Origin of the sequence: Rhodoferax aquaticus, from assembly GCF_006974105.1 — a bacterium.
In the GTDB taxonomy this organism is placed as follows: Bacteria; Pseudomonadota; Gammaproteobacteria; order Burkholderiales; family Burkholderiaceae_C; genus Allorhodoferax; species Allorhodoferax aquaticus_A.
Window position 1 is genome coordinate 1,304,813 of record NZ_CP036282.1, and the last position, 21,595, is coordinate 1,326,407.

The 21,595-nt window shown below is 60.9% G+C and carries 15 protein-coding genes; 7 read left to right on the top strand and 8 right to left on the bottom strand.

Annotated features, from left to right (window positions below):
• Positions 1-2: 2 nt before the first annotated feature.
• The 8 genes from EXZ61_RS06125 to EXZ61_RS06160 form a co-directional block, all read right to left on the bottom strand.
• Entirely contained in the window at positions 3-569 is a 567-nt protein-coding gene (locus tag EXZ61_RS06125; protein WP_178084838.1) for an NADH-quinone oxidoreductase subunit B family protein, read from the bottom strand.
• Positions 566-1,312, bottom strand: a complete 747-nt coding sequence (locus tag EXZ61_RS06130) for a 2Fe-2S iron-sulfur cluster-binding protein (protein WP_237219103.1) — start codon at positions 1,310-1,312, stop codon at positions 566-568. The genes EXZ61_RS06125 and EXZ61_RS06130 overlap by 4 nt, the downstream gene beginning before the upstream one ends.
• The gene (locus tag EXZ61_RS06135; protein WP_142810039.1) at positions 1,309-3,120 is read right to left on the bottom strand and encodes an NAD(P)H-dependent oxidoreductase subunit E; all 1,812 of its coding nucleotides are present in this window, start codon (positions 3,118-3,120) and stop codon (positions 1,309-1,311) included. The genes EXZ61_RS06130 and EXZ61_RS06135 overlap by 4 nt, the downstream gene beginning before the upstream one ends.
• A gap of 110 nt (positions 3,121-3,230) precedes the next feature.
• Complete coding sequence (gene nadB, locus EXZ61_RS06140; protein WP_142810042.1) at positions 3,231-4,844, bottom strand: L-aspartate oxidase; 1,614 nt, start codon at positions 4,842-4,844, stop codon at positions 3,231-3,233.
• A 79-nt stretch (positions 4,845-4,923) separates the two neighbouring features.
• Positions 4,924-5,658, bottom strand: coding sequence for a YoaK family protein (locus EXZ61_RS06145; RefSeq protein ID WP_142810044.1), 735 nt, complete (start codon positions 5,656-5,658; stop codon positions 4,924-4,926).
• 25 nt (positions 5,659-5,683) lie between these two features.
• Complete coding sequence (gene metG / locus EXZ61_RS06150) at positions 5,684-7,870, bottom strand: methionine--tRNA ligase (protein ID WP_142810047.1); 2,187 nt, start codon at positions 7,868-7,870, stop codon at positions 5,684-5,686.
• Positions 7,871-7,981: 111 nt separating this feature from the next.
• Positions 7,982-9,850 (bottom strand): M48 family metallopeptidase, encoded by a 1,869-nt coding sequence (locus EXZ61_RS06155; RefSeq protein WP_142810049.1) that lies wholly within the window; start codon positions 9,848-9,850, stop codon positions 7,982-7,984.
• 131 nt (positions 9,851-9,981) lie between these two features.
• Positions 9,982-11,274 (bottom strand): patatin-like phospholipase family protein, encoded by a 1,293-nt coding sequence (locus EXZ61_RS06160; protein ID WP_425353611.1) that lies wholly within the window; start codon positions 11,272-11,274, stop codon positions 9,982-9,984.
• Positions 11,275-11,412: 138 nt separating this feature from the next.
• On the opposite strand from EXZ61_RS06160, the gene apbC reads away from it, so the two are divergent.
• The 7 genes from apbC to EXZ61_RS06195 all read left to right on the top strand — a co-directional run bounded on the left by apbC (position 11,413) and on the right by EXZ61_RS06195 (position 21,587).
• Positions 11,413-12,504, top strand: coding sequence for an iron-sulfur cluster carrier protein ApbC (apbC, locus tag EXZ61_RS06165; protein WP_142810055.1), 1,092 nt, complete (start codon positions 11,413-11,415; stop codon positions 12,502-12,504).
• A 73-nt stretch (positions 12,505-12,577) separates the two neighbouring features.
• Positions 12,578-14,881 (top strand): FdhF/YdeP family oxidoreductase, encoded by a 2,304-nt coding sequence (locus EXZ61_RS06170; protein ID WP_142810058.1) that lies wholly within the window; start codon positions 12,578-12,580, stop codon positions 14,879-14,881.
• Entirely contained in the window at positions 14,878-15,132 is a 255-nt protein-coding gene (locus EXZ61_RS06175; protein ID WP_142810060.1) for a hypothetical protein, read from the top strand. Before EXZ61_RS06170 ends, EXZ61_RS06175 begins: the two co-directional genes overlap by 4 nt.
• Entirely contained in the window at positions 15,107-15,964 is an 858-nt protein-coding gene (fdhD, locus tag EXZ61_RS06180) for a formate dehydrogenase accessory sulfurtransferase FdhD (RefSeq protein ID WP_142810062.1), read from the top strand. The genes EXZ61_RS06175 and fdhD overlap by 26 nt, the downstream gene beginning before the upstream one ends.
• A 115-nt stretch (positions 15,965-16,079) precedes the next feature.
• A complete protein-coding gene (locus EXZ61_RS06185) occupies positions 16,080-18,617 on the top strand; it encodes an ABC transporter permease (protein WP_142810064.1) in 2,538 nt (845 codons plus the stop codon).
• A gap of 189 nt (positions 18,618-18,806) precedes the next feature.
• Entirely contained in the window at positions 18,807-19,406 is a 600-nt protein-coding gene (locus EXZ61_RS06190) for a cyclic nucleotide-binding domain-containing protein (RefSeq protein ID WP_142810067.1), read from the top strand.
• 3 nt (positions 19,407-19,409) lie between these two features.
• Complete coding sequence (locus tag EXZ61_RS06195; protein WP_237219104.1) at positions 19,410-21,587, top strand: CHASE2 domain-containing protein; 2,178 nt, start codon at positions 19,410-19,412, stop codon at positions 21,585-21,587.
• The last annotated feature ends 8 nt before the right edge of the window (positions 21,588-21,595 follow it).

The following is a 21,595-nucleotide window of genomic DNA, read 5'->3' on the forward strand; positions in this document are numbered from 1 at the left end:
GTTCAGTCGTAATGCATCAGGCCATGGCCCAGCTGCGGGGTGCGTCCGGCCATGAGGTCGGTGAGGAACTTCCAAATGGCATCTGCCGACGGCGGACACCCGGGTAAAAAGTAGTCCACATGCACGACTTCGTGAATCGGGTGGACCTGGTTGAGCGGCAGGGGGAGCTCGGGATCATTCGGGATGGCACTGCCCGCGCGCAGGCCGGTGCGCGAGCCATACACATTGTTGAGGATGGTGCCCAAATTCAGGTGGTTGCGCTGGGCAGGCAGGCCGCCATTGATGGCACAGGCCCCCACGGCTACCAGTGTTTTGCAGTGCGCCCGGAACTCGCGCAGCACCACCACGTTTTCGGCATTGCACAGGCCACCCTCGATCAGCCCAATGTCGCAATGGCCAATCTCTTTGATGTCGGTGAGCGGGGAGCGGTCAAACTCCACCAACTCAATGAGTTGCAGCAGGCGTTCGTCGATGTCCAGAAACGACATATGGCAGCCAAAGCAGCCTGCCAGGGACACGGTGGCCAGTTTGAGTTTGCGCGGGCCGTGCGGCATGACGGGTGGAATCATGGGGTGTCGTCCTGCGCAGTTTCAGAGATGGGCGCTGCGTCATAACGGCGCTCGCCAATGGGTACGGAGAAGCCCTGGCGCTTGTGCAAGATCACGCCCACAGGGCATACCGCAGCGGCATGGTCGCCGCTGGCCATAGACGTGTCGGCCAGCTTGCCGCTAGGGCTGTTGACCAGCAAATGGGTGCCTATGCCGTGCCCCCCAATGGCGAACACGTTCTTGTGGTCTACCTCGCGGCTGGCACGCACGCACAGCTCACACACAATGCAGCGGTTGAAGTCCAGCAGCAGCTCAGGGTGGCTGGCGTCTACGGGCCTGTCGGGGTAGAACTCTTCAAAGTGTGGGCCTTCCATGCCCACCTCATAGGCGGTGGCTTGGAGCTTGCAGTTGCCGCTTTTTTCGCAGCTGGGGCAAAAATGGTTGCCTTCGACAAACAGCATTTGCAGCAGGGTTTTGCGCTGCGCGTTCAGCTCTCCGGTTTTGTTTTCCACGGTCTGGCCCGGTGCCGCTAGCGTGGTGCAGGCAGCACTTGCGCGGCCATTGACCTTGACAGTGCAAATGCGGCAAGAACCATGGGCGGCAAACTCGGGGCTCCAACACAGATGCGGGATGAAGTGGCCTGCATGGTGGGCCGCTTGGATCAGCGTTTCACCGGGCTGAAACGGCACGTTTTGTCCATCCAGTACAAAGCACGGGGGCGCGTCGCGGGTCGCGGCGGGTGGGGGCAGAGGGACCTGTGTCACGCGGGTTTCTCCATGTGGGCTGCGGCGTCGTCCCGGCCGGTTACGGCGCGGGCGATGGACAGTTCGGCGTCCAGATCAAAGGCGGGCTCAAAATGCAGCGATTGCAAATGCTGCTCAAACGTGGGGCGGAACTTGGCCACGGTGTCGCGCAAGGGGTTGCACGCACTGGCACCCAAACCGCAGTGGGTGGTGGTGTGCAGCAGCTTGTCAAGTTCGTTCAGCACATCGAGGTCGTGGCGCGAGCCGCGGCCTGCGGCGAGCTTGTCCATGCGTTTGACCACCAGTGCGGTGCCCACGCGGCAGGGGGTGCAAAAGCCGCAGCTCTCGTGCGCAAAGAACTGGGCGAAATTGCGGGCCACCGAAAACATGTCGCGGCTGCGGTCAAACACCATGAACGCCCCTGCCGTGGGCACGTCTTCAAAGCCCATGCGCCTGCCAAATTCCGAGGCCGAGACACACAGGCCCGACGGACCCCCCACTTGCACAGCCTGGGTGTTGCGTGCGCCACAGTCTTCCAAAATGCGGCCGATGCGGGTGCCAAACGGGTACTCGTACAGGCCGGGTCGCTCGCAGTCACCCGAGACGCTGTGAATTTTGGTGCCCGTGGAGGCGGTGGTGCCTATGCCGGCCCACCAAGCCCCCCCGTGCTGCGCAATCTGCTGGGCTGCGCAAAAGGTTTCCACATTGTTGACGGCGGTGGGGTGGCCCATATAGCCATGCTCCACCGGGAAGGGCGGGCGTATGCGGGGTGTGCCGCGCTTGCCTTCTAAGGACTCAATCAGGGCGGACTCTTCGCCGCACACATAGGCACCCGCGCCGAGGTGAATCTCAATGTCAAAGTCGAAGCCGGGGTGGCCCACAATGTTGTTGCCCAGCAAGCCTTGCGCGCGGCGACGGGCCAAAACGGCTTGCAGGCCCTCTAGCAGGTAGCGGTACTCGCCACGCAGGTAGACAAAGCCTCTGCGCGCGCCCATGACCCACGCCGCAATGGCCATGCCTTCAAACACCGCGTCGGCATGGCTGCGCAGCAATACCCGGTCTTTGAAGGTGCCGGGCTCACCCTCGTCGGCATTGCACACCACGATGTGCTCGGTGCCGGGGGCCTTGCGGCATAACGCCCACTTCAAACCCGTGGCAAAACCAGCGCCGCCACGCCCGCGCAAGTTGGCCTGCGTGATTTCTTGCAGCATGCCTTCCGGGCCGCGCGCTACGGCGGCAGCCAGCGCTAGGCCGGGAGCCAGCGCGGGGCCTAGCAGTACGTCGGCTCTGCGCACCTGGTCTTGGGTGTCAAACCACGCGCTAGGCCAGTCGGTGACCGGAACCTGCGCTTCCACCAAGCGTGCCATCTCTGCGACGCGGGCGCTGTCGAGCTGGGTGAGCACCTGGTGGTGGTTGATCAAGAGGGCGGGGCCTTGGTCGCAGTGGCCGGTGCATGAGGCAGTGGCCACGCTGACACGGCCATCGGCCCGGGTCTGGCCCGGGGCTACGCCTAGGCGTTGGCATAGATCGGCCATCAACTCCCGGCTGCCAAGCATGTGGTCGGTGATGTTGTCGCTAAACAGAATGCGGTAGTCACCCACGGGGCGGGTGTGAAAGAAGCGGTAAAAACCCGTCACCCCTTGCACATGGGCCAGCGTGACACCCAAACCGCTGGCAAGCTCCTGCAGCGCGGCTGGAGGTAGCCACCCTAGGGCGGCTTGTAGCTCGCGCAGCATTTGTACCAAGGCACTGGGCGCGTGGTGGTGGCGCGCCAATAGTTCTCTTACTTTGGCGGACGCTGGCGAGCTTGGGTGTGTGGATAGCAGCATGGTGTGAATCTCCCACCTAAGGCTATCGCGTTGGGCCAACCGTGGTTTGACTTAGGTCAACCTTGCTGCGCCCCGGCGCAGCGTGTTCCCGGCCCGTAACTGGGCGTGCGCTACAGCGGCGTCAAGGTGGTGGGCACGGCGGCGTCCAACAGCGCGGGATAGTCGCGGCTGAAGTGCAGGCCACGGCTCTCGTGGCGGGCTTGGGCGCTTTTGACAATCAGGTCGGCTACTTGCACCAAGTTGCGCAGCTCTAGCAAGTCGCGGCTCACATGGAAGTGGGCGTAGAACTCATCAATCTCGGCTTGCAGCAGCGCAATGCGGTGGCCTGCGCGCTCTAGCCGTTTGTTGGTGCGCACAATGCCCACATAGTCCCACATAAAGCGGCGCAACTCGTCCCAGTTGTGGGAGATGACCACGCTCTCGTCGGCATCGGTGACGCGGCTGTCGTCCCACACCGGCACGGTTTGCACCGTGGCGCTGCCCGTGGTTGTTAGGTTATTTGCTATGACTTGTGTAGCTGCTCGCGCAAACACCATGCACTCTAGCAAGGAGTTAGACGCCAAACGGTTGGCACCATGCAAGCCGCTGCAGGCGGTTTCGCCAATGGCGTACAGGCCGGCCACATCGGTGCGCCCTTGCAAGTCAGCCAGCACCCCGCCACAGGTGTAGTGCGCGGCAGGCACCACGGGGATGGGCTGCTTAGACATGTCGATGCCCAGCTCCAAGCAGCGGGCATAAATGTTGGGAAAGTGCTCTTGGATAAAGCTCAGCGGCTGGTGGCTGATGTCCAGGTACACACAGTCAAAGCCGCCTTTTTTCATCTCAAAGTCAATGGCGCGGGCCACCACGTCACGCGGGGCCAGCTCGGCGCGCGGGTCGTGCGCGGGCATAAAGCGCGTGCCATCGGGCAGCAGCAAACGCCCGCCTTCGCCACGCACCGCTTCGCTGATCAAAAAGCTCTTGGCATGCGGGTGGTAGAGGCAAGTGGGGTGAAACTGGATGAACTCCATGTTTTGCACCCGGCAGCCTGCGCGCCACGCTGCGGCAATGCCGTCGCCGGTGGCGGTGTCGGGGTTGGTGGTGTAGAGGTAGACCTTGCCAGCGCCGCCACAGGCCAAGAGCGTGTGCGGCGCTTGGAAGGTGACGACTTCGTCGGTGGTGTTGTCTAGCGCGTACAGGCCTAAGCAGCGCGTGGGCGCATCGGGCTCCAGGCCCAGCTTGGTGGTGGTGATGAGGTCCACCAGCGTGTGGTTTTCAAACAGGGTGATGTTGGCGCTGTTTTGCAGCTGCTCAATCAGCGTGTGTTGCACGGCCGCGCCTGTGGCGTCGGTGGCATGCACGATGCGCCGGGCGCTGTGGCCGCCTTCGCGGGTGAGGTGCAGCTCGCCGTCTTCACGCGAGAACGGCACGCCCAGCTTTTGCAGCCAGGCAATGGCTTGCGGCGCTTGCTCCACCACCAGCTGCGTGGCGGCCAAGTCGCACAGGCCCGCACCGGCCACCAAGGTGTCGTCAATGTGGGCGGCAAAGCTGTCGGACTTGTCCCACACCGCGGCAATGCCACCTTGCGCCCAGCCGCTAGAGCCTTCGCGCACAGCGCTCTTGGTGATGATGGCAATGCGTGTGGTCGCCGGCAGGAGTAAGGCGGCGCTTAGACCCGCCAAGCCGCTGCCAACAATGACAACATCAAATACGAAAGTAGGGGTGCGGGACGCAGTTGCGTTCATGGCCAATCCGGGAGGAGGTAAAAAAAGGTGGGGCGAACGGTTCGCACAGTGGACTAAGAGCGCGTCTGGGCGTTAAGGCCTAAGCCTTGGACCAACGCTCAGTCGCGTCTGTCCAGAGGGGGCGCAGGGTCAAGACCAGCAATGCCAATGCCAGTGGCACCGTGGTCACATAGCCTACATGTTTGAACCCGGTGGCACCTAGCATGGCACCGATAAAAAATGCCGCAATCAGCGTGGACTGCAGGCGCAGTTTGTCGGGGTTGCTTTGCACCGGGGGATGGATTGCGGATGTGTTGATGTACACCATCTTGCCCAATTCAATGCCCAGGTCGGTCACCAAGCCGGTGATGTGGGTGGTGCGAATTTCCGAACGCGATATCTTGCTGATCACCGCGTTTTGCAAGCCCATGATGAAGCACAACAGCACCACGGTGAGCGGCACAAACAAATGCGCGGCTAGGTTGATGGCGCTGCCGAACAGCAGTAAGAGCGCAGCTTCCACCAACAAGGGCAGGCCGTAGGCGCTGTGGAGTTGGTGTTGCAGGCCCCAGTTCACCAGTAAGGTGGTAGCTATGGCTCCCAAGACAAAGGCGCACAACATGGCAGCCCCTGCCAAGGCAATGGACACATTGCCGAGTACCAGCGAGTCCGCAATGCTGGAGACCACACCGGTCATGTGCGAGGTGTATTGACCCACAGCCAAAAAGCCGCCTGCGTTGGCCGCCCCGGCCACAAACGCCAAAGTCATGCCGAGGCGCGCATTGGTGTGAGGGGTGCGCTCAACATCAACCCAGCCACGGATCAAAGGGATCATTGCGGTGCCGGGCTGTGTGCAGGGCTCAGTGAATGCGCATGCCGGGCTGCGCGCCGGGCCAGGGGTTGAGGATGTAGATGCCGGGGTTGGTGCCCTCATCTGCATGGCTGGCCGCCATGACCATGCCTTCGCTGATGCCGAACTTCATCTTGCGTGGTGCCAAGTTGGCTACCAGCACGGTGAGCTGGCCTACCAAGGCTTCGGGTTGGTACATGCTGGCGATGCCGCTGAACACATTGCGCGTGGTGGGCTGGCCCTCGGCGTTCTTCTCGCCCACATCGAGGGTGAGACGCAGCAGCTTGGTGGAGCCTTCCACCGCTTCGCAGTTCACAATTTTGGCAATGCGCAGGTCGATCTTGGCGAAGTCGTCAATGCTGATGGTGGGCGCCAAGGCCTCGCCACCGGGGGCGTTGGGGTCGGCGGGAATGGCTGCGGGCGCTGCTTTTGCTGCTTTTTTAGGAGCTGCTTGCGCAATATCCACGGGCGCAGGAGCCTCTTTGGGCTCGAAAAGTGCGTCGAGTTGCTCGGGGGTGACGCGTTGCATCAGGTGTTGGTAGGGTTGGATGGCTTGTACATCGCCAGCCACATTCCACTGCTGCATGTCCACGCCCACAAAGCCTTGCACCGCTTGCGCCAAGCCGGGCAGCACGGGCGAGAGGTAGCGTGTGAGTGTGGCGAAGGTGTTGATGAGCACCGAGCACACCTGGTGCAGCGCCTGGTTGTTGGCCACGTCCTTGGCCAAGTCCCAAGGCTTGTTCTGGTCCACATACGCATTCACCTTGTCGGCCAGCAGCATGATCTCGCGGGTGGCTTTGCCGTATTCGCGGGCTTCGTACATCTGGGCGAGTGCATCGCTGGCGCCACGCACTTCGGCCAGTAGGGTTGCGCCGGTGGTGCCGAAATCGTTGGTCAACTTGCCATCAAAGCGTTTGGTCAGAAAGCCCGCCGCACGCGAAGCAATGTTCACGTATTTGCCAATCAGGTCGCTGTTTACCCGCGCCATGAAGTCGTCGGCGTTGAAGTCGATGTCTTCATTGCGCGCGCTCAGCTTGGCCGCCAGGTAGTAGCGCAGCCACTCGGCGTTCATGCCTAAGCTCAGGTACTTGAGCGGGTCCAGGCCGGTGCCGCGGCTCTTGCTCATTTTCTCGCCGTTGTTCACCGTCAGGAAGCCGTGCACGAACACGTTGTTGGGCGTCTTGCGGCCGCTGAACTTCAGCATGGCGGGCCAGAACAGGGTGTGGAAAGTGACGATGTCTTTGCCAATGAAGTGGTACTGCTCGGTGTCAGCGGCGGCGATGTACTCGTCAAAGCTACGCGTGTCGCCGTGCTTGGCCTTGGGGCCGCCTTTGTCAAACCAGTTCTTGAGAGATGCTAGGTAGCCCACAGGCGCGTCCAGCCACACATAGAAGTACTTGCCTGGCGCGTCGGGAATCTCGATGCCGAAGTAGGGCGCGTCGCGCGAAATGTCCCAGTCGCCCAGGCCTTCGCTGGTGGTGCCGTCCGGGTTGGTGCGCACGCTGAACCATTCCTTGATCTTGTTGGCCACTTCGGGCTGCAGCCGTGGCTTGCCGCTTTCATCGGGGCCTTGCGTCCATTTCTCCAGAAACTCCACGCAGCGCGGGTCAGACAACTTGAAGAAGTAGTGCTCAGAGTTTTTGAGTTCGGGCTTGGCGCCGGAGAGTGCCGAGAAGGGGTTGATCAGGTCAGTAGGCGCGTAGACCGAGCCGCACACCTCGCAGTTGTCGCCGTACTGGTCTTTGGCGTGGCACTTGGGGCACTCGCCTTTGATGTAGCGGTCGGGCAAGAACATGTTCTTCTCGGGGTCGAAGAACTGCTCGATGGTGCGCACTTCAATCAGGCTGCCATCGGCGCGGTCGCGCAAGTCGCGGTAGATCTGGCGGGCCAGCTCGGTGTTTTCGGGCGAGTGGGTGCTGTGCCAGTTGTCAAAGCTGATGTGAAAGCCGTCCAGGTACTGCTTGCGGCCTGCAGCGATGTTGGCCACGAACTGCTCTGGCGTTACTCCGGCCTTCTCGGCTGCAATCATGATGGGCGCGCCGTGCGTGTCGTCCGCACCACAGAAGTTCACCGCGTTGCCCTGCATGCGCTGGAACCGCACCCAGATGTCGGCCTGGATGTATTCCATGATGTGACCGATGTGGAAGTTGCCGTTGGCGTAGGGGAGGGCGGTGGTGACGAAGAGTTGGCGTGGCATGGGGCAAAGTGCTTTCAAGAGACAGCCCCGATTTTAGTCCGGTCCCCCGCCCAGCCTCCGTAGGCCGATGCGCGGCCCTTGGGTGGCCTGCACCACGCTGTGCAAAGCGCCTTAGGCTTTGCGGGCTGATTGCACAAACACAGGGGCAAACGCCTTGGCTTGGATGTCTTGCAATGTGGGTGAGTGACCCGCCCACAGCACGAGCACGCTGCCGGGCAGGGACAAACTGGTCTCTAGCGAGCGGCACAGGTCGTAGCGGCTTTGGTCGTCCATGCCTGGTAGCTCCAAAAAGCAGGTGTAGCAGCGTCGCTGCGGGAACTCACGCAGACGCTTGCAGACCAGCCAAGCGCGGCTGATGGTAGGGATGCGTTGGAGGTCGTCACGCAGCTCCGAGACTTCATAGCTATTGAGGTCATGGGCCGCAATGCTTTGGAAAAAATCGCTGCCCATGTGTTCTTGCCAGGCGCGTTCTTCGGCTTCTTCGCTGGTTTTGAGGCGCGCACGCCACGTTTTCAGCGCAGGCGCTACATCTTGGTTAGCCCGCAGCGCTATCTCTAGCGTGTGGGTGGCTTCTTTGCTGGCCCACCAACGGTGCGTCATGCTGGCTTCAAACAACTGCTCCAAGTAGCTGAGGCGTGCGTCCACTGCATCGCTAGGCAGCGTGTGGATCAGCCCGCGCAAAGCCCCTCCATGGCTGGGAGACAGGCGTAATGCCCGCTCGTAGAAGACTTGCACATTCGCCGTGGGGTCTAAGCGGCGTTGCAACTGCGCGAGCTCCACCAGCTCGTCGGCACTGTTGCGCTGCACGCTGGCCATGAGGGTTTGGGCACGTTCCCGCATGCGGCCCAAGTAGGCATGGTGTTGCGACCACGCGTGCCGGTTGTCTTTGCGCCATTGCCGATCCAGCTCGCTGATCCAGTGGTCCGCCTTGGGCCCCAGCAGTTTGATCGCGCGGTTGGAGGACCACGCTGGGAGTTGCGGTGTTTGGTGCAGGGCATGCAGGCGGTCGCGCAAGACCGGGTGCGTGTCGTCAATGTCACTGAGCCTGCGCATGGCTTCTTGCAAGGCTTGCGCGGCAAACGTCGGCTCTGGTGGCACGGTCAAAAGCTTGGCCATTTCTTTGAAGGGGCCGACGGGCGTGGAACTGCTATTGGCTTGTAACCAGTGCCGACGCCAAAACTCGGTGCGCAGCCAGGCACCTTTGACTTCAATCTCGACCAAGGACGCGCCCATGATGTCTTTGCTCAGCAGCTTGGCCGCAATGCGGTCTGCCTCGTACTCGTCTTGCCGCGCCAAGGCAAAGGTGCGCGCATTGAAGCGCGGAAAATACCAGCGAAAGAAACCGTGGGAGAGCAGCGTTGCAAAGTTCCCGCTGGCTCCCATGGCGTTGTGCAGTTTGAACCAGGTGATGCGGGTTCGGTAGATCCATGCGCCCAGCACGCCGTGCCCCCCGCGTAAATGACCGTACTCGTGCGCCAATACGGCCAACAAACGCGACCGGTCCAATGCAAACATGAGCGGTAGCCCAATGGTCAGGTAGTTGCGTGCGCCGCCAAACAGCCCAAAGCGTGGAATCTGGGTGATGCTGGCGTTGAAGGCATCGTCCAGAATCACTTTGTCGATGGCGGGGCCTTTGATACGTTTGCGAATTTTGGCCAAGGCTTCGAATAACAAGGGCGCATCGTCGGCTGTGATTTCAATGCCGCTCGGGGCTTCGAGGCGCAGCCACAAGGCACGCAAGCTTGACCACAGCAAGCCTGCAGCAGCGATGGTCAACCAAATGCGCCCACCATTGACATGCCCTGTTTTCCAATCACTCGCAAGCCACCACAGCGCTGCGGCGGCAATGAGAACGCATCCAATCACCCAGGCATAGCCCACAAACGCGAACATGGCCACGCCACGTCGGTAGGCTTGGCTGTCTTCAGCGCTGGCATGTTCGCTGAGTCTTACGAGGTGAATGAAGTCCGCGCGTTCCACGTTGTTTCCATCTTGTAAAAAAATGTAATTGGAACATGGCAAAACCCCCGGTTCGGCCGAATGCGCAGACTTTTTTTGCGGTGAAGCGCAGCGGTGTTTTCACCGCAAGGGTTGCGCGGTGAGGCAGGCTTTCAGCGCAGACGCAAAGGGTCCATGCGGCGCTCTACAGGCGGCTCTGGGACATGGTCTTGGGCGTTTGAAACGGCCAATGGGTCGGTCCAGCCAAAGAAGGCCAGCACCTGAGCGCGCATGGCTTGGGTGTCGGCATAGCCCAGGCGCATGAGTTCGGTGGTGTAGTTGGATTCAAACAGCAAGTAGCTGGCCAGCGCTGCACCTTTTACGTCCGCTTTGGCTGAGGACACACCAACTGCACCGAGCATGGTGCGCACCGCATGGGGCAAGTCCCCCACATGGCGGGCAGCCACCGCGTCCAAGCGTTGGCTGGGCGCAATCACCAGCAACTCGATGGGGCGCAGCGCGCTGGAGAGCCGGGCATGCTCTGGAACGAGTTTGATGGTTTGGTTGATGCGCTGCACACGCTCCACGTCCACCGCCAAAGCATCCAAAAATATGTTGGAGAGCGCATGGCCGGCGATTTGCGCAATCGACGGGTAAGTGCTTGTGGTGTGCAAGTGGGCTTCGCTCTTGGGTTCGTGCATGCGGCCTGCGCCCACCACGACTATCTTGTCTGCTCCCAAATGAATAGCGGCTGCCACCGGCGCACTCTGGCGCATGGAGCCATCACCAAAGTATTCGGTGTTGCCATTGATGTGCAGGTCGGTGGCGGGAAACACAAACGGAATGGCGCTGGAGGCCAATAAGTGTGCGTGGGTGATACGGTCCCGCACTGCAAAACGCTGCATGCGGGTCCACGGCATGATGCGACGGTCGCCTTGAAAAAAAGTGACGTGGTCGCCAGAGCTGTAACTGGAGGCCGTGACCGCCAAGGCGCGCAATGCGCCTTTGCGAATGAGAAAGGGGAGCCGCTCCAGCGGCACCAGTTTGTCGAGCAGCTCTTTGAGCGGCGCGTTGTCCAAAAGAGATCTGGGCTTGAGTCTGCGCCATTTGGCCACCAGCCAACCAAACGACAGCAAGGTGATCCAGGTCGCCCCGGAGCGCAGCATGCTGATATGGTCTGCCCGGTACACGTCTTGGGCTTGGAAGTTGCGCCACGTATGGGCGATTTGCCGCACCGCGCCGTCAAAGTCGTCAGCCCCGCAGGCTAAGGCCGACGCGTTGATGGCTCCGGCAGAGGTGCCGGTGATGATGGGAAAGGGATTGGGACCTTCTCCTTGGCCGCACGCTTTGCGTAGATCGGCAATGGCCTCTAACACACCGACCTGGTAGGCCGCGCGTGCGCCACCGCCTGTCAGTAGCAATCCTACGGTGCTAGGAAGTGGCGATTCGTTTGGCATAGCGCTCATTATGGTGATTCGTAAGCACTTGTAAACCAGCGATAAAACGGTGTCAACCCGCAGCGGCCTGGGGCATACGCGTCAGAGTCCCTGCGGTGGATGCGGCTCAGGGAGGTTCGCTAGACTTGGGGTATCTAGGAGTAAGTTATGGACGTGTCAGATAAAAGCATCATGGACGCCTTGCAGGGCGTGGTAGACCCCAACACCGGCAAAGACTTTGTCAGCAGCAAATGCATCAAAAACCTGCGCATTCAGGGCAGCGCAGTGCAGTTTGACTTGGAGCTGCCCTACCCGGCCAAGAGCCAAGTGCCTGCCTTTGAGGACGCATTGCGTTCGGCCGCCTTATCGGTAGCGGGGGTGGGCCAAGTCGCCATCACTGCGCGGCTTAACGTGGCTGCACACGCGGTGCAGCGCGGCGTGCAGTTGCTGCCCGGTGTAAAGAACATCGTGGCCGTGGCCTCTGGCAAAGGGGGCGTGGGCAAAAGCACTACCGCGGCCAACTTGGCCTTGGCGCTGGCCGCTGAGGGCGCGCGCGTAGGCTTGTTGGATGCTGACATTTATGGCCCCAGCGTTCCCATGTTGATGGGGATCAGCGGGCGGCCGGAGTCAGAAGATGGCAAAACCATGGAGCCCATGGAGAACTACGGCGTGCAAGTCATGTCCATCGGTTTCTTGGTGGCGCAAGACGAGGCCATGATCTGGCGCGGCCCCATGGCCACGCAAGCCCTGGAGCAGCTCTTGCGCCAAACTGCGTGGAAAGACTTGGACTACCTGATTGTCGACATGCCGCCAGGCACAGGGGATATTCAGCTCACCTTGTCGCAAAAGGTGCCTATGACGGGTGCCGTGGTGGTCACCACCCCCCAAGACATTGCCCTGCTAGATGCGCGTAAAGGCATCCGCATGTTTGAGAAGGTCGGCGTGCCGATTTTGGGCATCGTGGAGAACATGGCGGTTCATATCTGCACCCAGTGCGGCCACGCAGAGCATATCTTTGGGGCCGATGGTGGCAAACATATGGCGGCTCAGTACAACACCGATTACTTGGGTGCCTTACCCTTGGCCATGCAAATCCGCGTGGAGGCCGATGGTGGTAAGCCCACGGTGGTGGCTGACCCAGACGGCGAAGTGGCGGCAATCTACAAGGCCATTGCGCGTCGTGTGGCTTTGGGTGTGGCGGCCAAAAACAAAGACTATTCCTCCAAGTTTCCGACCATCAGCATCAGCAAGAACACCTGAGTGCCAGCAAGCTAGGCGTGCGCTTGCCGGCTGAGGCTGACAGGGTGGAACTGGTCCATCGCAGTGAGGTGATATGACTGAGCAGAAGATTGAAGAATACAAGGGTCCCGCCGGTGGGTGGGGTGCCTTGCGCAGCGTGGGCAAGGCGCTTCTCAAACAAGAGATTCCGATCCTGGGCGCAAAGACGCTGCTATCGGCCAACCAACCCGATGGCTTTGACTGCCCCGGCTGTGCTTGGCCTGACCGCAACCATGCATCCACGTTTGAGTTTTGTGAAAACGGTGCCAAAGCCGTGGCTGCGGAGGCCACAGCGCGCCGCGTGACTGCGGAGTTCTTTGCGGGCCAGACCGTGACTGCGCTTGCCGCACACAGTGATTTCTATCTGGAGGACCAGGGGCGCCTCACCGAGCCCATGGTCTATGACGCCGCCACGGATCACTACAAAGCCATCACGTGGGACGATGCATTTGCACTGATTGCCAAGCATCTCAATGGCTTGCCGGACCCGAACCAGGCGATTTTTTACACCTCGGGCCGCGCCAGTAACGAGGCCGCATTTTTGTACCAGTTGTTTGTGCGTGAATATGGCACCAACAACTTCCCGGATTGCTCCAATATGTGCCACGAGCCCAGCGGCAGTGGTATGCGCGAGAGCGTGGGCGTCGGCAAGGGCACGGTCACACTGCAAGACTTTGAGCAGGCAGACGCTATCTTTGTTTTTGGCCAGAACCCGGGTACCAATCACCCGCGTATGTTGGGCGAACTGCGCCAAGCGGCGAAGCGCGGAGCGCGCATCGTGAGCGTGAACCCCCTGCGCGAGCGCGGACTGGAGCGTTTTGCAGACCCCCAAAACAAGCTAGAAATGGCAACAGGGGGTGGAACCGCTATCAGCACCCATTACTTTCAGCTGGACATAGGCGGCGATTTTGCGTTTGTCAAAGGCATGATGAAGCACTTGGTCGAGTTGCAAGACCAAGGGCTGGATGTGCTGGATACGACCTTTATTTCTGAGCACACCCTAGGCTTTGATGCGCTGCTCAACGATTTGCGCGCAGAGTCTTGGAGTCTCTTGGAAGCCGAATCGGGCTTGGGCGTGGCGCACATGCGCGCGGCGGCCGATGTGTACCGCGAGGCCAAGAGCGTGATTGCGTGCTGGGGCATGGGCATTACCCAGCACCAGAATTCGGTGGCCACGATTCAGATGATTACCAACTTGCTATTGATGCGTGGAAACATCGGCCGTGCGGGTGCTGGCTTGTGCCCTGTGCGCGGTCACAGCAATGTGCAGGGCGACCGCACCATGGGTATTTGGGAAGTTCCGCCGGTCGCGCTATTGGATAGTCTGAAAAGGGTATTCGACTTTGAGCCACCGCGTGCGCAGGGTTTCAACACGGTGGAGTCGATTCAGGCCATGTTGGATGGGCGGGGCAAAGTTTTTTTCGCGCTGGGTGGAAATTTTGCAGCGGCAACGCCAGACACCGTGCAGACGTGGAAGGCGCTGCGCAACTGCGACTTGACGGTGCATGTGACCACCAAGCTCAATCGCAGCCATATCGTGCACGGCAAAGAGGCCTTGATTCTTCCCTGCCTAGGGCGAACCGAAATCGACATGCAAGCCTGTGGCCCGCAAGGCGTGACGGTGGAGGATTCCATGAGCATGGTGCACCTGTCGATGGGCATCAATCCGCCGGCATCCGCCATGCTGCTGTCGGAGCCTGCAATCGTGGCCCGGCTCGCTGCGGCCACGCTGGCGGGGCGCAGCAAAACGCCGTGGTTGTGGATGGTGGAAGACTACCAACGCATACGCGACAAGATCGAGGCGGTTTTCCCTGACTTCAAAGACTTCAATGCGCGTATTCGGGTGCCCGGGGGCTTTCGCTTGCGCAATACCGCGAGCGAGCGCGTGTGGGCCACGCCATCGCAAAAGGCAGTGTTCAAGACGCATGCAGTCCCTACGGATACACCGCTGCGGCGGGCCAGGGCGCGCAAAGGCGATGCCATCGTATTTGCGCTGATGACCACACGCTCCCACGACCAGTACAACACCACCATTTATGGAAATGACGACAGGTACCGCGGTGTGTACGGGCAGCGCCGGGTGGTGATGGCCAATGCGCAAGACATCCGGGCCCTGGGATTCAAGAGCGGGGATTGGATTGACTTTCAGACCGTGTGGGACGATGGCCAAGAGCGCACTGCCCGTGGTTTCAAGTTAGTCGAATACAACATCCCACGCGGATGCGTGGCCGCCTACTACCCCGAGACCAATCCGTTGGTGCCCCTGTCTGCAGTGGCGGCTAATGCAGGCACCCCGACTTCCAAGTGCATTCCGGTGCTCATGCTTCCGCATAAGTCGCCAGTGGCGATGGGCGTATGAGTGTTGACCTTGCCCACACCCTGCTGTTGGAGTTAGCGCAGCAGCAAGCGCCTGTTTCTGTTCCACGGCTGGGCAAGCGCTTTGGGCAGGGCGCAAGCAGCATCATGCGCACGCTCACGCTGCTGGGCGATGCAACGCTGGGCACCCAGGCGGGTCCTGGCTGGGTGCGGCTAGAACTCCAAGACGAGCGTTGGATGGCCTCACTCACTGAAGCGGGGCGCGCCCATGTCGCACAGTTCGAGCACGGGTGAGCCATGGGCGCACACCTTGCCGGCGGCTGTGTCCGCCCGCAGCGTTGTGCGCGTGCCCCAAGGGCTGGTGCAGACCGATACGCTGGCCGCCGAACTGCCGGTGGCCTTGGTCTTTAACGGAATATCGCACGCGGTCATGATGGCCACACCGCAGGACTTGGAGGCCTTCGCGCTGGGCTTTGCGCTGAGCGAAGGGATTTTGGACTCGCCCAGCCAATGCTTTGGCATGGAGGTGCTGCGATCAGAGAGTTGTGGCCAGCCTGCGGTGGAAGTGCACCTAGAGATCGCCGCTGCCTGCTTTGTGCGCTTGAAAGCACAGCGTCGCAGCATGGCCGGGCGCACCGGCTGCGGGGTGTGCGGGCTGGACAGCTTGCAGGCATTGGATTTGAGTCCTCCGGCCATGCCTGACCAGCCTTGGGCGCGCCGTGTGCAGCCGCAGGAAATTTTTGACGCCATTCGTGCCATGTTGCCCTTGCAGCAACTCAATGCCCTGTGTGGTTCGCTACACGCCGCTGCATGGGTGGGTGCTGACGGGCAGTTGGCCCTGGTGATGGAAGACGTAGGCCGCCACAATGCCTTGGACAAGGTGCTGGGAGCCTTGGCCCAGCAGGGCCGCCCGTATGAGTCGGGTTGGATGCTGATGAGCAGTCGCGCCAGCCATGAGCTGGTGCGCAAGTGTGTGCGCTTGCGGGTGCCTATGCTGGCCACCATTTCGGCCCCCACGGATTTGGCCGTGGCCATGGCGCAGCGCGCTGGTTTGCACTTGTGGGGTTTGTGCCGCGCGCCGCGTGCGGTGCTGTACACCCCGGCGCAAGACCCGACAGCGCCGTAGCGCGTTGGCGGCGGTGCGCGACCGCCGCAATGTGCTCGCCTAAAAGCCCCAAACTTGCGCCGTACAAGCCCCGTTGCCCTGCACCTGTTTGCCGCAAGGGTGCTAAGGTAGCGACATGAACCTCTCTTTCTGGCGCCTTGGCTGGCGCACTCTTTGGCGCGATCTGCGCTCCGGTGATCTGCGTTTGGTCATTGTGGCGGTCACCCTCGCGGTGTCTGCCGTCACGGCGGTAGGGTTTTTTGCCGATCGACTCAAAGGCGGCTTAGAGCGCGATGCGCGGCAACTCTTGGGCGGCGACGCGGTGGTGTCCAGTGATAACCCCACTCCCGCAGATTTGGTAGACAAGGCCAAGGCCTTGGGGCTGGACATGGTGCAGACCCAAACCTTCCCTACCATGGCGCGGGCGAGCGACAGCCAAGGTGGCGCAGCCAAGTTGGTGGGCCTGAAAGTGGTGGAAGCCGGCTACCCCTTGCGCGGCAATTTGCGCATTGCGTCTAAAGACGGCCAAGCCGATGCGCCCACGCGGGAAATTCCAGCGCCCGGGCAGGCCTGGGTGGACGCGCCACTGTTGGATGCCTTGGGTTTGAAAGTTGGCGACACCTTGCTTTTGGGGGACAGCCAGTTGGTGATTGGGGCGGTCATCGTCATTGAGCCTGACCGAGGGGCTGGGTTCATGAACTTTGCACCCCGTGTGATGATTCAAAAGGGCGATTTGGCTGCCACCAAACTGGTGCAGCCCGCCAGTCGGATTACGTACCGGATGGCGGTTGCAGGGGCGGATTTGCCGGTTAAGGAGTACGTGCGTTGGGCGGACGCTCGGCTCAAGGCGGATGTGGCGCAAGCTGAGCGGGTGCTGCGTGGGGTGCGGGTGGAGTCGCTACAAAGCGGGCGCCCAGAGATGAGCCAAACCCTGGATCGCGCCAACAAGTTCTTGAGCCTGGTGGCCTTGCTAGCCGCCTTGTTAAGTGCGGTGGCTGTGGCGCTGGCTGCTAGGGCGTTTGCCGCCAGCCATTTGGACGATTGCGCTATGTTGCGGGTACTGGGCTTGAGCCAGCGCACCATTGCGGCGAGTTATGCCTACGAATTTGCCTTGGTCGGTGTGGTGGCCAGTGCGATGGGCGTCGCCATTGGCTATGGCGTGCACTACCTCTTTGTCATGTTGCTGGCGGGCTTGGTGGATGCGGCGCTCCCCGCGGCTACGCTCTGGCCTGCGCTATTGGGAATGGGCATGGGCTTGACCCTACTCTTTGCCTTTGGCTTGCCACCGGTGCTGCAGCTGGCCCAAGTGCCGCCCTTGCGTGTGATTCGCCGGGATGTGGGCAACCTGCGCCCCGCGTCAGCAGGCGTGTTGGCCTTGGGGGTGCTGGGCTTTGCGGCCTTGCTATTGGCCGTTAGCAGTGATTTGACCTTGGGCTTGATTGCGGTGGGGGGCTTTGCCGTGGCGGTGCTGGTGTTTGCTGGCTTGAGTTGGTGTGCGGTGAAGCTGTTGCGGCGCAGCGTGAATGAGTCCACGGCCCCCCGCTGGTTGGTACTGGCCACCCGCCAGATGTCGGCGCGGCCCGCCTACACCGTGGTGCAGGTGAGTGCCTTGTCGGTGGGGCTTTTGGCTTTGGTGCTGCTGGTGCTGCTGCGCACGGATTTGATCAGCAGCTGGCGCAAGGCCACCCCGCCGGATGCGCCCAACCGCTTCGTCATTAACGTGATGCCTGAGCAGTCGGACGCTTTTCAAAAAGCCTTGAACGGTGCGGGTGTGAGCAAGTTTGATTGGTACCCCATGATTCGGGGGCGCTTGATTGCGGTCAACGGCCAAAACGTCAATCCGGACAGCTACAGCGATGACCGCGCCAAACGCCTGATTGACCGCGAGTTCAACCTCTCGCACAGTGCGGCCAAGCCCGCCAACAACGACATCATCGCCGGTCGCTGGGCGGAGGAAGAGGAGGGTGCCGTCAGTGTGGAGGAAGGCATTGCGAAGACCCTTAACCTCAAGTTGGGCGACAGTGTTCGCTTTGACATAGGGGGCATGCAAACCGAGTCCAAGATTACCTCCCTGCGCAAGGTGGACTGGGGCTCTATGCGTGCCAACTTCTTTGTGATGTACCCGGTGTCTGTCCTCAAGGACGTGCCTAGTACCTATATGGGGGCGTTTAAGGCGCCAGAGCTTGCGGGTTTTGACAATGCCTTGGTGCGCCAGTTCCCCAACATCACCAATGTAGATATGAGCAGCACCATCAACCAAATACAGCGTGTGCTGGACCAGGTGATCCGTGCGGTGGAGTTCTTGTTTGGATTCACCTTGGCTGCAGGGCTTGTGGTTTTGTTTGCTGCGGTCACTGCTACCCGCGAAGACCGTGCCCGGGAGTTTGCCATCATGCGTGCGGTGGGCGCGCAAAACAGCCTGTTGCGGCAGGTTCAGCGGGCCGAGTTAGCCGGCGTTGGGCTGCTTGCGGGGGGTCTCGCTTCGCTGGTTGCCAGTGTGGTGGGTTGGGCCTTGGCACATTACGTGTTCGAGTTTGAGTGGGTGGTGTCCTTGTGGGTGCCCCTGCTGGGCGCGATAGCTGGTGCTGTGCTGGCTTTGGCTGCAGGTTGGTGGGGCCTGCGCGATGTGCTGCGCCGCCCCGTGGTTGAAACCCTGCGCCGGGCATCGAGTTAAGGTACCCGCATGACACGCAGGGGCACACTTCGGTATTGCGGTATTGCGGTATTGCGTTTAAGCGCCCTGCCCAATTCCAGCTTGCCATAAGCTGATGCACGCGCAGCGGCGCAGACATCGCAGGCCGTGCGCGAACTGGACTTGCCCACCCCCCATAATGGCGCGTCTATTTGCCATTACCCATGTTCCATGTTCAATAAGCTGTTTCGCAAGTCAGTCTCTGACGACACCCGCACCCACTTAAGTGCCGTGGAGCGGCAAGCAGCGGGCGGCTTTCCCACCTTGACCATGGCGGCGGAATTACTGGCTGCGCCTTCGGCCATGATGCAGCTGGACTTGAAGGAAGCGCGTGTCGTAGTGCGCTATATGCGCCCCCAGCAAATCGCGGAGGGTACCGTCTTTATCAAAGAAGGCGACGAAGCCAACACCGGTTTTATGGTGCTGGTGTTGGATGGGGAAGTGACCGTGGAAAGCATTGTGGTCAGCCGTGTTTCACCGATTACCGTGACCGTCTTGGGCCCTGGCAGTATCCACGGCGACGTGGGACTTATGGATGGTCTGCCGCGCTCGGCGTCGTGCACCGCTAGCACTGACTTGAGCTGTGCAGTGTTAACCCGCGACAGCTTGATGCAACTGCTCAAGGATGAACCCCGCATCTGTGCCAAGCTAATGATGGCAATTTCCATCCGTATGGGGGAGCGTCTGCGGGACAACACAGACAAGCTCAAAAAGTATGTGCAGCTCACCAAAACCATGCAGCAGGAAATTGACCACTTGTTGCCTACCTAAACCGTGACAGCCAACAGCCTGAGCCGCAGACTGTCAGGGCATGTGTCCCGCGCTGGCGGGGTGGCCTTGGTGCTGTGTGTGTGCTTGGGATGCTGGATGGTGTGGCTGTTGGAGCCTTTGGCGCTACAAAGCCTGCGCTTGGCACAGTTTGACCAGTTCCAGCGTTGGTACCCCCGCAGCCAAACCAGTGCTTTGGTGCGAGTAATCGATATTGACGAAGCCAGCCTGAAAGCCTATGGCCAATGGCCTTGGCCTCGTACCCGCTTGGTGGGGTTGATCGAGAAGCTGCAGCGCGCGGGTGTGCAAGTGATCGGCTTTGATGTACTGCTGGCTGAGCCCGATCGCACCTCCCCTTTGGCGATGGCTCAGCTATGGGGCAGGCCTGAAACGACTGCCTTGCTAAGCAGCTTGCCTGACCACGACACCCTTTTGGCTGAGAGTCTGCGACAGGCTTCCGTGGTGTTGGGCGCCAGTTTGTCTCGCAGTGGCCAAGGCTTTCCGGTTGAGATGCCGCGGCCAGTGCTGCCCTTTAGCATCGTGAACACAGGAAATGCACCGGGACAGATAGATTTTTTGGGCTATGACGAAGGTGTGTGGCCCCTTCCGGCGCTGGCAGCTGCAGCCAGCGGACTAGGGGCTTTGAACTTTTCCGCCGATGGGGATGGGGTGGTGCGCCGCATCCCTTTGTTGACCCGCTTGAATGCTGCGGTTGTGCCCTCCCTAACCGCAGAAATGCTGCGGGTCTCGATGGGCCAGCGCAACTACCTGTTGCGCAGCCAGGATGCAGCGCTGCAAGAACTGCGCATCGGTGAGCAGCGTATCCCCAGTTCAGAGAGCGGAGAAATGTGGCTGCACTATGCCCCGGAGGTCGCAGCGCACACCGTGTCGGCCGCACAGGTGCTGCAAGGGCGTTTGCCCGAAGGCGCGTTGAAGGGCACCTTGGTGGTGGTTGGCAGTTCTGCCGCAGGCTTGCTGGATTTGCGCGTGAACCCCATGGGAGCGCTGATGCCCGGTGTGCAAGCCCATGCGCAAGCCCTGGACCAATTGCTCTTGGGTTATGACTTGCAGCGCCCTGGATGGGCCACCGCCGCAGAGGCCTTGTTCCTCTTTGTTGGGGCTTTGGCGGCAGGTGTGGTCGCTTTGAAGTCGACCGCCCGCCGCGCGACGGTGTTTGCCTTGGGTTTGTGGGCCTTGCTTGCGCTTGCCGCGTGGGGGGCGTTCGTGCATGGCCACTTGCTGTTGGATGTGGTGAACCCCGCGCTGGCGATTGCGCTAAGTTTCAGTGTGGGCAGCGCGGTGCACCACTTTGTCAGTGAGCGCGAGCAACGCTGGTTGCGCAAGGCGTTTTCACGCTACGTGTCGCCTAACCGCGTGGCGCATTTGGTGGCCCATCCAGAGCAACTGCACTTGGGGGGACAGCGCCAGATTTGCAGCTTTATCTTCACGGACTTGGTCGACTTTACGCGCATGATGGAGCAAGGCGAGCCGACCCAAGCCGTGTCGCTGCTTAACGCCTACTTGGACGGCATGTTGGCCATCGTGTTCAAGCACGAAGGCACGTTAGACCGTATCGTGGGGGACGCTATTGCAGTCCTCTTTTCTGCCCCCTTGCCACAGCTGGACCATCGCCGGCGTGCTTTGGATTGCGCACTGGAGATGGACCGCTTTGCCACCCACTATGCGGCCCAGCTGCATGCCAAAGGCTTGGCTTGGGGTGCTACCCGTATTGGCGTGCATTGTGGTGAAGTGATTGTGGGCAATTTCGGTGGCACTACGCTCTTTGATTACCGCGCTTTGGGTGACCCGGTCAATACGGCCGCACGGTTGGAGAGTGTCAACAAGCATCTGGGTACCCGCGTGTGTGTGTCCCAAGCCCTGTTAGACGGTTGTGGTGCGGTGCCCGTGCGCTTGGTGGGTCAACTGGTGTTGAAGGGTAAAAGTGTGCCTCTGTCCGTGTGTGAGCCTTGGGCTACGGTGGAGCTTAATCAATGCGCCCCCCTCGCAGCCTATGCCCAAGCGATGGCAAGCCTGCAAACCGGGGCGGACTACAACTTGGAGCAGGCCCGCAGTCAGTTTGCCGCGCTGCATATGGCTTACCCAGAGGATGCATTGGTAGCGCTCCACCACCACCGATTGCTGCAAGGCGCGGTGGATGATGTGATTGTGTTAGCAGCAAAGTAGCACTTGCG